General features: G+C 53.9%; 14 protein-coding genes. 3 read left to right on the top strand and 11 right to left on the bottom strand.

What is annotated here, in order from left to right; translation table 11 throughout:
- Positions 1-206: 206 nt before the first annotated feature.
- Positions 207-1,757 carry a membrane-bound lytic murein transglycosylase MltF gene (gene mltF / locus O6D90_RS06180; RefSeq protein WP_016157165.1) on the top strand — a complete coding sequence of 517 codons (1,551 nt, stop codon included), beginning with the start codon at positions 207-209 and terminating at the stop codon, positions 1,755-1,757.
- Positions 1,758-1,805: 48 nt separating this feature from the next.
- Here the strand turns inward: mltF and tadA are convergent, their stop codons facing one another.
- Genes tadA through murQ form a run of 4 tightly spaced genes read right to left on the bottom strand, consistent with a single transcriptional unit; the run spans position 1,806 to position 5,267 of the window.
- Entirely contained in the window at positions 1,806-2,303 is a 498-nt protein-coding gene (tadA, locus tag O6D90_RS06175; protein ID WP_016157166.1) for a tRNA adenosine(34) deaminase TadA, read from the bottom strand.
- Between the two features lie 57 nt (positions 2,304-2,360).
- Positions 2,361-2,996, bottom strand: a complete 636-nt coding sequence (yfhb, locus tag O6D90_RS06170) for a phosphatidylglycerophosphatase C (RefSeq protein ID WP_016157167.1) — start codon at positions 2,994-2,996, stop codon at positions 2,361-2,363.
- 3 nt (positions 2,997-2,999) lie between these two features.
- Positions 3,000-4,364, bottom strand: coding sequence for a PTS transporter subunit EIIC (locus O6D90_RS06165; RefSeq protein WP_016157168.1), 1,365 nt, complete (start codon positions 4,362-4,364; stop codon positions 3,000-3,002).
- Between the two features lie 9 nt (positions 4,365-4,373).
- A complete protein-coding gene (gene murQ, locus O6D90_RS06160; protein WP_016157169.1) occupies positions 4,374-5,267 on the bottom strand; it encodes an N-acetylmuramic acid 6-phosphate etherase in 894 nt (297 codons plus the stop codon).
- A 117-nt stretch (positions 5,268-5,384) separates the two neighbouring features.
- On the opposite strand from murQ, the gene O6D90_RS06155 reads away from it, so the two are divergent.
- Both O6D90_RS06155 and O6D90_RS06150 read left to right on the top strand, forming a co-directional pair.
- The gene (locus tag O6D90_RS06155; RefSeq protein WP_016157170.1) at positions 5,385-6,233 is read left to right on the top strand and encodes a MurR/RpiR family transcriptional regulator; all 849 of its coding nucleotides are present in this window, start codon (positions 5,385-5,387) and stop codon (positions 6,231-6,233) included.
- A 55-nt stretch (positions 6,234-6,288) separates the two neighbouring features.
- Positions 6,289-6,549: a YfhL family 4Fe-4S dicluster ferredoxin gene (locus O6D90_RS06150; protein ID WP_003037590.1), complete on the top strand. Its 261-nt coding sequence runs from the start codon at positions 6,289-6,291 to the stop codon at positions 6,547-6,549.
- A gap of 40 nt (positions 6,550-6,589) precedes the next feature.
- Here O6D90_RS06150 and acpS read toward each other — a convergent pair whose 3' ends face one another.
- From acpS to lepA, 7 genes are all read right to left on the bottom strand, one after another.
- Positions 6,590-6,970, bottom strand: a complete 381-nt coding sequence (acpS, locus tag O6D90_RS06145) for a holo-ACP synthase (protein WP_016157171.1) — start codon at positions 6,968-6,970, stop codon at positions 6,590-6,592.
- On the bottom strand, positions 6,970-7,701 hold the full coding sequence (pdxJ, locus tag O6D90_RS06140) for a pyridoxine 5'-phosphate synthase (protein WP_016157172.1): 732 nt from the start codon (positions 7,699-7,701) through the stop codon (positions 6,970-6,972). The genes acpS and pdxJ overlap by 1 nt, the downstream gene beginning before the upstream one ends.
- A 15-nt stretch (positions 7,702-7,716) precedes the next feature.
- Entirely contained in the window at positions 7,717-8,445 is a 729-nt protein-coding gene (recO, locus tag O6D90_RS06135) for a DNA repair protein RecO (protein ID WP_016154047.1), read from the bottom strand.
- A 132-nt stretch (positions 8,446-8,577) separates the two neighbouring features.
- A complete protein-coding gene (gene era, locus O6D90_RS06130) occupies positions 8,578-9,483 on the bottom strand; it encodes a GTPase Era (protein WP_003037581.1) in 906 nt (301 codons plus the stop codon).
- Positions 9,480-10,160, bottom strand: a complete 681-nt coding sequence (gene rnc / locus O6D90_RS06125; protein ID WP_003037579.1) for a ribonuclease III — start codon at positions 10,158-10,160, stop codon at positions 9,480-9,482. The genes era and rnc overlap by 4 nt, the downstream gene beginning before the upstream one ends.
- A gap of 269 nt (positions 10,161-10,429) precedes the next feature.
- Positions 10,430-11,404 carry a signal peptidase I gene (gene lepB / locus O6D90_RS06120; protein ID WP_016154048.1) on the bottom strand — a complete coding sequence of 325 codons (975 nt, stop codon included), beginning with the start codon at positions 11,402-11,404 and terminating at the stop codon, positions 10,430-10,432.
- A gap of 15 nt (positions 11,405-11,419) precedes the next feature.
- Entirely contained in the window at positions 11,420-13,219 is a 1,800-nt protein-coding gene (gene lepA / locus O6D90_RS06115; RefSeq protein WP_271143278.1) for a translation elongation factor 4, read from the bottom strand.
- Positions 13,220-13,296 lie beyond the last annotated feature (77 nt).

The following is a 13,296-nucleotide window of genomic DNA, read 5'->3' as shown; positions in this document are numbered from 1 at the left end:
TCATTATAAAGAATCTACCGCGCCGACGAAACCGTTTGCGTCGAAATAAAATCACGACCGTCTCTTATCATCAAATGCGGTCTGGTTTCTGAATAAGTTGCCAACTGACGCAAGTTTAAGCAAAATGCCGCTCATTAATGACGACTTCACTTCTTAATCATCACCACAGCAGGCAGAGACAACGTACGGTTCAGAGAATTAACTAATTGAAAAAATTAAAGATTAATTATCTGTTCATCGGCATATTAACGCTGTTGTTGGCAGCGGCCCTCTGGCCATCTATTCCCTGGTTCGGTAAAGCCGAAAATCGTATCGCCGCCATTCAGTCGCGGGGAGAACTGCGCGTCAGTACCCTCGACTCGCCGTTAACTTACGCGACCCTCAACGGTAAGAAATTCGGCCTGGATTATGAACTGACTCAGGCGTTCGCCAACTACCTGGGCGTGAAGTTAAAAGTCACCGTGCGCCAGAACATCAGCCAGCTCTTTGACGACCTGGATAACGGCCATGCCGATCTGTTAGCCGCAGGCCTGGTATATAACAGCGAGCGGGTGAAAAATTACCAGCCCGGCCCAACCTACTATTCGGTTTCACAACAGTTGGTGTATCGGGTTGGGCAATACCGCCCGCGCACTCTTGCCACTGTGAACGAAAATCAGCTGACCATCGCCCCGGGACACGTGGTGGTTAACGATCTCCAGTTACTTAAAGAGAATAAATTTCCCGATCTGAGCTGGAAGGTGGATGACAAAAAGGGCACTACTGAACTGCTTGATGATGTTATCGCCGGGAAGCTGGATTACACCATTGCTGATTCCGTCGCCATCAGCTTATACCAGCGCGTACATCCTGAACTGGCCGTAGCGCTGGACGTATCTGACGAACAGCCGGTGACCTGGTTTAGTCGCCTGGACGATGACAACACGCTGTCTGCCGCCCTGTTGGATTTTTTTAACACCATGAATGAAGACGGCTCTCTGGCGCGACTAGAAGAAAAGTATCTCGGACATGGCGATGATTTTGACTATGTTGATACCCGCACCTTTTTACGCGCCGTAGACAGCGTATTGCCGGACCTTAAGCCGCTGTTTGAGAAATATGCGCAGGAGATAGACTGGCGACTGCTCGCCGCAATCTCTTATCAGGAGTCGCACTGGGACGCGCAGGCCACTTCCCCGACCGGCGTACGCGGGTTGATGATGCTGACCAAAAATACCGCTCAAAGTCTCGGACTGACCGACCGTACCGATGCCGAACAAAGCATCAGCGGCGGTGCACGGTATTTGCAGGATATGATGAGTAAAGTGCCCGATACCGTCCCCGAAGGGGAACGCATCTGGTTTGCGCTCGCAGCCTACAACATGGGTTATGCGCACATGCTGGATGCACGGGCGCTGACAGTGAAAACCAAAGGCAATCCGAACAGTTGGTCCGACGTAAAACAGCGTCTGCCGCTGCTCAGCCAAAAGCCGTATTACAACAAGCTGACCTATGGTTATGCGCGAGGCCACGAAGCCTACGCTTATGTAGAAAATATCCGTAAGTACCAGATTAGCCTGGTGGGGTATCTGCAGGAGAAAGAAAAACGGGCGCTTGAAACGCAGCAACTGGCGCAGGATTACCCGGCGGTGACGCCGGCAGAGCTAATAGGTAAAGATGAATTGCCGCTTTCGGCGTTTTTGTCTCAGACGTCGTCAAATTACCTGTCGCACTCCCCTTCCCTGCTGTTTTCACCGCAGAAAAAAGAGGACAAGTAGCCTCGTAGGCCTGATAAGCGCAGCGTCATCAGGCAATCAGACCGGCATTTACAAATTGGCGTTTTTTTTCAGCGCTTTGATTTCCTGACGACGCATGCGGAAGAAATCACTGAGCAACGTGGCGCATTCATCCCGTAGCACCCCTTCGGTCACCTCCACCCGATGATTCATTCCAGGGTGATGCAGTACATCCATTAATGACCCGGCAGCCCCCGTTTTCGCATCGCGCGCGCCAAAAACGACCCGGCCGATACGGCTGTGCACCATCGCGCCTGCGCACATCACGCACGGCTCCAGAGTGACATACAGCGTGGTATCCAACAGACGGTAGTTTTGCAGCACCAGGCCGCCCTGACGCAGCGCCATAATTTCAGCGTGGGCAGTCGGATCATGGTGACCAATCGGACGGTTCCAGCCTTCGCCAATCACGCGGTTGTTATGTACCAATACCGCGCCCACCGGGACTTCACGCTCATCCCAGGCGCGCTTAGCCAGCGTTAAAGCATGACGCATCCAGTATTCGTGGCTAAATTCAACTTCAGACAAAGGGGGTAACTCCAGTAATCAAAGCGGGCGCATTATACACAGACGCTATCGTTTACTCTATTCGAGTTGTTGCAGCTCTCCGCGCGGCGTGACGCGCCAGCGATGCTGGCAAAAAGAGAGCAGAGGATTGTCCTGATTACTGTCGCTGTAGCCACTGTAAAGCTGAAGCGGCGCACCAATGTGGCGTTCCAGTTGCGTCACTTTCTCATGGCCCAGACAGCGCAGAGGCAGCACCCACCCGCCGAATCCCCGCGCCATTTTACTGGCGATCAGATTGACACGCGGTAGCCACGGCGTGTCGAAGTACACCTGCTCGACCAGCGACTGCGGGGAGCCAGTGATAAGCCAGATTTCGGCGTCAGAGCTTAACAGGTAGGTTGTCAGCCGCTGCTGAACGAGCGGAAAGGCCGTCACGTTACTGCGAAACCAGCGCACAAAGTCAGCCTGATGCCCTTTCAGACGCGCCTCGCTACGACCAAAAGTGCATCCCCACAACAGCAGGCTCATTGGCCAGCGGGCGGCACGCCCTTGTATCAGCAGCGCCAGCGCAATCACCGGTAGCAGAGGCAGCACAAGCAACGCGTTCAGCGGCTGGCGACGCAGCAGATAACGTATAAAGCTACCGAACATATCCTGCTGGTGTAACGTGCCATCCAAATCAAAAAAAACAACGCGGCGCTGGTGATTGGTCAAACCTTATTCCTCTGGATCGTTGAACCCCAATAGCCAGGTAAACAGGAACCCGGCGATAACTGCTACCAGATAGCCTAACAGATAGAACATCACTTTTCCGGCAACAATCGTCAGTGCCAGCGGCAAACCGGAGATGCCAAAGGTGATAACCGTCGCCACCTTCCAGTAGCTAATCAGCGCCCCGCCTACCGCTCCGCCAAGGCAGGCACCGATAAACGGTTTACCCAACGGCAGCGTGACGCCAAAAATAAGCGGCTCGCCAATGCCCAGCAGCCCGACCGGCAGCGCTCCTTTGATCACTTTCTTTAGCCGCGCATTACGGGTTTTCATCAACACCGCTATCGCAGCCCCTACTTGTCCAACGCCTGCCATCGCCAGGATAGGAAAGAGCGCGTTATAACCGTGTGCCTGTACCAGCTCAACGTGGATGGGCACCAACCCTTGATGAAGTCCGGTGAGCACCAATGGCAGGAAAGTTCCCGCCAGTATGGCACCAACCAAGAAACCGCCGCGGTCGATAGCCCAGGATGCGCCGTGAGCGATGGATTCAGAAATCCAGCCTCCAAGCGGTTGCAGCGCCACAATCGCGATGGCCCCGGTAATGATGGTGGTCAGCAGCGGGTTAAGGATAAGCTCCAGCGATTCCGGCAACAGCTCGCGGAATTTGCGCTCGATCCAACACATCAGCGCAACCACCAGCAGCACTGCGATCACCCCGCCGCGCCCCGGCTGCAACGCTTCGCCAAACAGGGTAATCTGCGCCAGCTGCGGACTGGAGAGGATCCCCGCCATCACCCCGCCCATCGCCAGAGAGCCGCCGAAGACTTTGGCGGTATTCACCCCAACCAGAATATTCATGATGGCAAACACGGCGCTGCCAAATATGCCCATCAGCCCCAGCATATTCGGATAATGGGTCGCAAAATCCCCCACGATATCCGGTCGCTTAAGGATGTTTATAATGCCGGTGATCAAACCGGAGGCGATAAACGCAGGAATAAGAGGGATAAAGACGTTCGCCAGCTTGCGCAGCGCATCGCTCATTGGCGCTTTGTACTTCGCTTTGGCCTCTGATTTGGTGCGCTCGATATTATTCACATCTGCACGCTCGCCGCCACCGGCAATCAGGGAGCGCATGGCATCCACCACCTTGGCAGCTTTACCGGGGCCGACGATTATCTGATGCTGCGCGCCCTGCTTCACGTAACCGCTAACACCGGGCAGTTGCCTGAGACGGGGAATATCAATCTGATCGTCATCCTGAACTTCCACCCTGACGCGAGTCATACAGTTTTCCAGGCGCAGAATATTTTGCTCTCCGCCTACGCCCAGCAGAATGTCGCTGGCCAGCACCGCCGTCTTATCCATATACACCTCTTAGTGTTCTAACGCCGCGCGTAAAAAACCCTGGTGAGAGGCAAGCTTTTCACGGGCGGCAGCGGCATCCAGGCCGGTGAGCGCCATTAAAATCGCTGGCTTAACGTCAAAATCAGTCTGCTTTAACAGCGCTTGCGCCTGTTCACGCGCAATGCCGGTGGCTTCAACCACCATACGGCACGCCCGATCGACCAGTTTGACGTTGGTTGCCTGCATATCCACCATCAGGTTCTGGTACACCTTGCCAAATTTCACCATCGCACCGGTGGAGATCATATTGAGCACCAGTTTTTGCGCGGTGCCGGATTTCAGTCGCGTTGACCCGGTCAACGCCTCCGGTCCCACCACCGGGGAGATAGCAATATCCGCTTCATGCGCGACAGGAGAATCCGGATTGCAGGAAATAGCCGCCGTCGTACAACCCACCGAACGCGCATATTTCAGCCCGCCAATCACATACGGCGTGCGACCTGAAGCCGCCAGACCAACCACCAGATCCTGTGCGGTAAGGTTGAGTGCGCGCAGATCGTCTTCGCCTAACTGCGGGTTATCTTCCGCGCCTTCTACCGCCTTGAGCAGCGCGCCCGGCCCCCCGGCAATCAGCCCAACCACCAGACCATGCGGTACACCGAAGGTCGGTGGGCACTCAGACGCGTCCAGCACCCCAAGACGCCCGCTGGTACCTGCGCCCATGTAAATAATGCGTCCACCGGCTTTTAACGCGTTGGCTGCCGCATCGACCGCGCACGCAACTTGAGGCAGAGTTGCTTTTACTGCTTCCGCTACCAGCGTATCCTGTTGATTAAATCGATGAACCAACTCCAACGTTGAGAGCGCATCCAGATCCATGGTCTGTGGATTGCGGGTTTCTGAAACTAATGCACCGAGATTCATTTTTTGTTCCTTAGGAATTTTTAATTCATAATAATCTGTCATAATGGAATATTATATTCATCCAGGCGAGTGAAATTTTGTTTTGCAATCGCCATCACGTTTTCGCCAGGAGACAGCATGAACTGTTTAATTCGCATTCGTCAGCGTTACCCGGACCTCGCGCAAAGCGATAAAAAACTTGCGGATTATCTTCTTGCTCAGCCGGATACCGCGCGTCATCTCAGCTCACAGCAGCTGGCCTGTGAAGCAGGCGTCAGCCAGTCCAGCGTGGTGAAGTTCGCGCAAAAGATGGGCTTTAAAGGGTTTCCGGCGCTGAAACTGGCGATTAGCGAAGCGTTGGCCAGCAATCCCAACCCTCATTCCATTCCGGTGCATAATCAGATTCGCGGTGACGACCCCATGCGTATGGTGGGCGAAAAGCTGATTAAAGAGAACGTGGCGGCGATGCATGCGACGCTGGACGTCAACAGCGAAGAGAAACTGATAGAGAGCGTCACGATGCTGCGCTCAGCTCGGCGCATTATCCTGACCGGGATTGGCGCATCGGGTCTGGTAGCGCAGAATTTTGCCTGGAAACTGCTAAAGATTGGGTTTAACGCGGTGGTTGAACGCGATATGCACGCCCTGCTGGCGGCGGTGCAGGCGCTTTCACCCAACGATCTGCTGCTGGCCATTTCGTATACCGGAGAACGCCGCGAACTCAACCTGGCTGCGGATGAAACGTTGCGCGCCGGAGCCAAAATTCTCGCCATCACTGGATTTACCCCTAACGCCCTGCAACAGCGCGCAACTCATTGTCTGTACACGATTGCTGAAGAACAGGCCACGCGCAGCGCAGCGATTTCCTCTACCCATGCGCAAATGATGCTCACTGATTTACTATTTATGGCGCTGGTGCAGCAAGATCTGGAGCATGCTCCGGAACGCATTCGCCACAGCGAAGCACTGGTAAAAAAACTGGTCTGAGCAAAGAATGCGCGTATAATGCCCGCCCGATTTGTGATGTTTTGAGAGTTTCCTGATGGCCCTGTTAATCACTAAAAAGTGTATCAATTGCGATATGTGCGAGCCCGAATGCCCGAATGAGGCGATTTCGATGGGTGACAGCATTTACGAGATTAACAGCGACAAGTGTACGGAATGCGTAGGCCATTACGACACGCCAACCTGCCAGAAGGTGTGCCCGATCCCCAATACTATTTTGAAAGATCCGGCACATGTCGAAACGGAAGAGCAGTTGTGGGATAAGTTTGTACTGATGCACCACGCCGATAAGCTGTAACGTTGCCTGATGACGCTATGCTTATCAGGTCGACAAAACGTTAGCTCTCGATAATCACCGTGGCGCAGGCGTAGTGACGCTCATCGGCCAGCGTCACATGCATATGTGCGACGCCGAGTTTTTCCGCCAGTTTTAACGCCTCCCCCCATAACCGCAGGCGCGGCTTACCGAGTTCGTCGTTAAAGACTTCAAACTGATTAAACGCCAGACCGTTGCGAATACCGGTACCCAAGGCTTTTGCTGCCGCCTCTTTGACCGCAAAACGCTTCGCCAGAAAGCGCACCGGTTGCTGATGCGTCTCCCAGATTGCCCATTCGTTGTCGCTGAGCACGCGTCTTGCCAGACGGTCGCCGGAACGGGAGATCACCGCTTCGATGCGGGCAATCTCCACGATATCCGTACCTAATCCCAGAATCGCCATTAGCCACGCGCTTCCAGCATCAGGCGCTTCATTTCGACTACTGCATCTTTCAGACCACTCATCACCGCGCGGCCGATAATGGCATGGCCAATGTTCAACTCGTGCATTTCCGGGATCCGCGCGATGGCTTTAACGTTATGGTACGTCAGGCCGTGACCCGCATTCACCTTCAGGCCAAGGCTGGCGGCAAAGGTCGCCGCTTTGGCGATACGCGCCAGTTCGCTGGCCTGTTCAGCGTCGGTTTTCGCATCGGCGTAACAGCCGGTGTGAATTTCGATGTACGGCGCGCCGACTTCAGCAGCGGCCTTAATCTGTTCGTCATCAGCATCGATAAACAGCGAAACCAGAATGCCTGCGTCCGCCAGGCGTTTGCAGGCATCACGCATCTTGTCACGCTGACCAGCGACATCCAGGCCACCTTCAGTCGTCACTTCCTGACGTTTTTCCGGCACCAGGCAGCAAAAATGCGGCTTAGTCTCAACGGCAATCGCCAGCATCTCTTCGGTTACCGCCATTTCCAGATTCATACGCGTATCCAGCGTCTGGCGCAAAATGCGCACGTCGCGATCGGTAATATGGCGACGATCTTCACGCAGGTGCACGGTAATGCCGTCTGCGCCCGCCTGCTCAACGATAAACGCCGCCTGAACCGGGTCAGGGTATGCGGTGCCGCGTGCATTACGTAAAGTGGCAATGTGGTCAATGTTGACGCCTAACAGTAATTCGGCCATGGCAATCCATCCTCGTTAATCATTTTTTGTTTTTACTGCGCGTTTTGGCATAAATTGCCGGAACAGTTCCCGGCTTTTTAACGGCTTACCACCAAGATACGGCTTTAACGCCATGCGGGTAAAGCGTTTCGCGGCGCGAAGCGTATCAGCATCCGGAAATTCCCGCGATTCGAGTGCTTTCAGATGGCGTCCGGTAAAGGTGGCGTTATCAATCACTACGCTTGCGATAAACCCTTTTTCTTCCCGGTAACGATAGGTCATGGTGTCGTCCACCGGCTCGCCACTACCCGCACAGTGGGTAAAATCGACGCCGTACCCCAGATGTCCAAGTAAGGCCAGCTCAAAGCGACGCAGCGCAGGCTCTGGCGAACCCGTCGCGCCAGCCAGCGCCTGAATACAGTTGAGGTAGTCGAAAAAGAGTTCAGAAAAGCGGGTCTCATACTCAAGTACACGAGAGATAAGCTCGTTGATATACAAGCCGCTGTACAGTGTGATACCGCTAAGGGGGAGAGCCAGAGAAACGGCTTCGGCACTGCGTAAGGTTTTGACCTCACCACGTCCACCAAAGCGAAGCAACAATGGAGTAAAAGGCTGGAGCGCGCCTTTGAGATTAGAACGTTTGGAGCGCGCGCCTTTAGCCACCAGGCGCACACGACCCGATTCTTCCGTGAAGACGTCCAGCACGAGACTGGTTTCGCTCCACGGGCGGCTATGCAGGACAAAAGCGCGTTGCCATCCTTCCATCATACCCGCCGTCTTTCAAGCTGCAGGTGTGTTGGCTGCGCCCACTCACCCCAGTCACTCACTTGAGTAAGCTCCCGAGGATCTGCGGTCTTGCCGCCTTCCTGCACCTCGAAAGCCATAACCTATGAAAAATTAGACGTCGTCGCCGTAACCGAGGCTACGCAGCGCGCGCTCGTCATCGGCCCAGCCGGATTTCACTTTCACCCACAGCTCGAGGTGAACGGGCGCTTCGAACATCTCCTGCATGTCTTTACGCGCTTCGATGCCGATGGTTTTAATTTTGGCCCCTTTGTTGCCAATAACCATCTTCTTCTGCCCTTCACGTTCAACGAGGATCAGCCCGTTAATATCGTAACCACCGCGTTCGTTAGAGATAAAACGTTCAATCTCCACGGTAACGGAGTACGGCAGTTCAGCCCCCAGAAAACGCATCAGCTTTTCACGGATGATTTCAGAAGCCATAAAGCGCTGAGAACGGTCGGTGATGTAATCTTCCGGGAAGTGATGAATGGCTTCCGGCAGGTGCTTACGCACGATGCCCGCAACGGTATCAACATTCAGGCCGGTTTCGGCAGAAATCGGGACAATATCAAGGAAGTTCATCTGGCTTGCCAGGAACTGCAGGTGCGGCAGTAAATCGGCTTTTTCCTGAACGTTGTCCACTTTGTTCACAGCCAGAATAACCGGGGCTTTACCGTCGCGCAGCTTGTTGAGCACCATTTCGTCGTCCGGCGTCCAGCGGGTGCCTTCCACAACGAAAATAACCAGTTCAACATCACCAATCGAGCTGCTTGCCGCTTTGTTCATCAGGCGGTTGATCGCCCGCTTTTCTTCCATATGCAGGCCCGGGGTATCAACATAAATCGCCTGATACGCACCTTCGGTATGGATGCCAACAATACGGTGACGTGTTGTCTGAGCCTTACGTGAGGTAATGGAAATCTTCTGCCCAAGCAGATTATTCAACAGGGTGGATTTGCCGACGTTCGGGCGACCGACGATGGCAATAAATCCGCAGTAAGTTTTCTCTTCGCTCATTCCAGCTCCAGTTTTTTCAACGCCTGTTCGGCGGCAGCCTGCTCAGCCTTACGACGGCTCGAACCTGTGCCAACCACCGGTTCACTCAGGCCGCTGACCTGGCAGTGGATAGTAAATTCTTGATCGTGTGCTTCACCACGAACCTGCACCACCAGATAGGACGGTAGCGGCAGGTGGCGACCCTGCAAATATTCCTGCAGGCGCGTTTTCGGATCTTTTTGTTTATCGCCTGGGCTAATTTCATCCAGACGAGTCTGATACCAGTTCAGGATCAGTTGTTCAACGGTTTGAATATCGCTGTCGAGGAAGACGCCGCCGATCAAAGCTTCAACGGTATCTGCCAGGATCGATTCACGACGGAAACCGCCGCTTTTCAGCTCGCCTGGCCCCAAACGTAAACATTCACCGAGGTCAAACTCACGGGCTAATTCAGCCAGCGTATTGCCGCGAACCAGCGTCGCGCGCATGCGACTCATATCACCTTCATCCACACGCGGAAAACGGTGATACAGCGCATTAGCGATAACAAAGCTCAGAATAGAGTCGCCTAAAAATTCTAAACGCTCGTTATGTTTGCTGCTGGCGCTACGGTGAGTTAATGCCTGCTGCAACAGCTCCTGATGATTAAAAGTGTAGCCCAGCTTCCGTTGAAGCCGATTAATTACGATGGGGTTCATGCGATACCAATAAATGAATGCGTCAACAATTCAGCACACGAAACAGACCTGATATACGCATTTCGCTTAGCCATCCCGCTTCGGCTGAATGCATTTATACACAAACCAACGCTGTTTCGTGTGCCGTGGCAACCTGTCGGTGCCAACCTCAAACTTCGGGGGAATATTCTATACACAACGACAAGGGATGTCGTTAGTCTGCGGGAATTTATCCGAGAAATAATTCACGCTGTCGCCATAATGACGACAACGTGAACGATTATCAGCGATTAGTGAATGCCACCAATACGGCTTAAGCGCACACCGGTCGGCCATTCGCCTTCTTGCTTATCGAAACTCATCCAGATAGCGGTTGCTTTACCAACCAGATTCGCTTCCGGCACAAATCCCCAGTAACGGCTGTCCGCGCTGTTGTCACGGTTATCACCCATCATGAAGTAGTGTCCCGGCGGGACGATCCAGGTTGCCAACTGCTGGCCTGGCTGGCGGTAATACATCCCCACCTGATCCTGCGCGATTGGCACGGTCAGAATGCGGTGCGTTACCTCACCCAGCGTTTCTTTACGCTCGGAGAGGCGAATACCGTTATCTTTCGTTTCATTCAGCGGAACCTCAAAGAAGCCGCTGGTCGCTTCACCGCCGTTACGACGCGCAAATGTCTGCACAAAATCACTTGGCTGAACATCAGAGTACGTTACCGGCAGCGCGTTTTCACACGCCTGACCGGAACTGCATCCTGGCTGAATAGTTACCTCTTTCGCCACCGGATCGTACGTCACTTTGTCTCCCGGTAAACCGACAGCACGTTTGATGTAGTCCAGACGCGGATCTTCCGGGTATTTAAACACCACGATATCACCGCGTTTCGGATGGCCGGTTTCGATCAGCGTTTTCTGGTAAATCGGATCTTTAATCCCGTAGGCAAATTTCTCCACCAGGATAAAGTCACCGATAAGCAGTGTCGGCATCATCGAACCAGACGGGATCTGGAACGGCTCATAAATAAATGAACGCACCACCAGCACAATAGCTAAAACCGGGAAAACGGATGCCCCGGTTTCCAGCCAGCCTGGCTTAGGGGCCACTTTTTTCAGCGTTGCTTTATCCAGTGAATCACCTGCAGCAGCTTGCGCTGCTGCCTGACGCTCCCGGCGTTTTGGCGCGAAGATGAATTTATCTACGCACCATAAAATGCCCGTCACCAGTGTGGCAATCACCAGAATCAGGGCAAACATGTTCGCCATGCCAACTCCTTAAGATTATTTGCTGTCTTTACCGACATGCAGAATGGCGAGGAAGGCTTCCTGTGGCAGTTCGACGTTACCGATCTGCTTCATGCGCTTTTTACCCTCTTTCTGTTTTTGCAGCAGCTTTTTCTTACGGCTGATATCGCCACCGTAGCATTTCGCCAGAACGTTTTTACGCAGCTGCTTAACCGTTGAACGCGCGATGATGTGCGTACCAATGGCCGCCTGGATCGCGATATCAAACTGCTGGCGAGGGATCAGATCTTTCATCTTCTCGACCAGTTCACGACCACGGCTCTGGGAGTTGTCGCGGTGGGTAATCAGCGCCAGCGCATCGACACGTTCGTTGTTGATGAGAACATCAACGCGCACCATGTCAGACGCCTGGAAACGTTTGAAGTTATAGTCCAGCGACGCATAGCCGCGAGAAGTTGACTTCAGACGGTCGAAGAAGTCGAGTACCACTTCCGCCATCGGAATTTCATAGGTCAGCGCCACCTGGTTACCGTGGTAAACCATGTTGGTCTGTACGCCGCGCTTCTCGATACACAGCGTGATGACGTTACCGAGGTAAGCCTGCGGCAGCAGCATGTGACACTCAGCAATCGGCTCACGCAGTTCGTAAATGTTGTTCAACGGCGGCAGCTTGGACGGGCTATCGACGTAGATCGTCTCTTTCGCCGTGGTTTCGACTTCGTAGACTACGGTCGGCGCGGTAGTGATCAGATCCAGATCGTATTCACGTTCCAGACGTTCCTGAATGATCTCCATGTGCAGCAGACCGAGGAAGCCACAGCGGAAGCCGAAGCCCAGCGCGGTTGAGCTTTCCGGTTCATAGAACAGGGAGGCGTCGTTGAGGCTCAGCTTGCCGAGCGCGTCACGGAAGTTTTCGTAGTCGTCAGAGCTCACCGGGAACAGACCGGCGTAAACCTGCGGCTTCACTTTTTTAAAGCCTGGCAGCGGCTTGTCCGCCGGGTTACGCGCCTGCGTCAGGGTATCGCCAACCGGTGCGCCCAGGATGTCTTTAATCGCACAAACCAACCAACCCACCTCGCCGCATTTCAGCTCGGTACGGTCAACCTGTTTTGGCGTGAAGATGCCCAGACGGTCAGCGTTATAGACCTGACCGGTGCTCATCACTTTAATTTTGTCGCCTTTACGCATGGTGCCGTTTTTAATACGCACCAGTGATACGACGCCCAGGTAGTTATCGAACCAGGAGTCGATGATCAGCGCCTGTAACGGACCTTCCGGGTCGCCTTCCGGCGGCGGGATGTCGCGCACCAGACGTTCAAGAACGTCAGTGACGCCAAAGCCGGTTTTCGCCGAACAGCGAACGGCATCCGTCGCATCGATACCGACGATATCTTCGATCTCTTCCGCCACACGCTCAGGATCGGCGGCTGGAAGGTCAATTTTGTTCAGTACCGGCACTACTTCCAGATCCATTTCCATGGCGGTATAGCAGTTAGCCAGGGTCTGTGCTTCGACGCCCTGTCCGGCATCAACCACCAGCAGTGCGCCTTCACAGGCGGCAAGCGAGCGGGAAACTTCATACGAGAAGTCAACGTGGCCCGGGGTGTCGATAAAGTTAAGCTGATAGGTTTCACCATCAGATGCTTTGAAATCGAGCGTCACGCTCTGCGCTTTGATAGTAATACCGCGCTCACGCTCAAGATCCATCGAGTCGAGAACCTGCGCTTCCATTTCACGGTCAGACAGGCCACCGCAGATCTGGATAATACGGTCAGACAGCGTCGATTTACCGTGGTCGATGTGAGCTATGATTGAAAAGTTACGTATGTTCTTCATATAGTGTAATTATTGTGCCTTACGCCCGCCTGAGCAGGCTCTGAGAAGTCGCTGATCTGAGCTTAACGTCTGTTTAA

It is taken from the genome of Citrobacter sp. 21OH12SH02A-Citro (assembly GCF_027919895.1).
GTDB classification, from domain to species: domain Bacteria; phylum Pseudomonadota; class Gammaproteobacteria; order Enterobacterales; family Enterobacteriaceae; genus Citrobacter; species Citrobacter braakii.
This window is presented reverse-complemented; position numbering and strand designations above follow the sequence as displayed.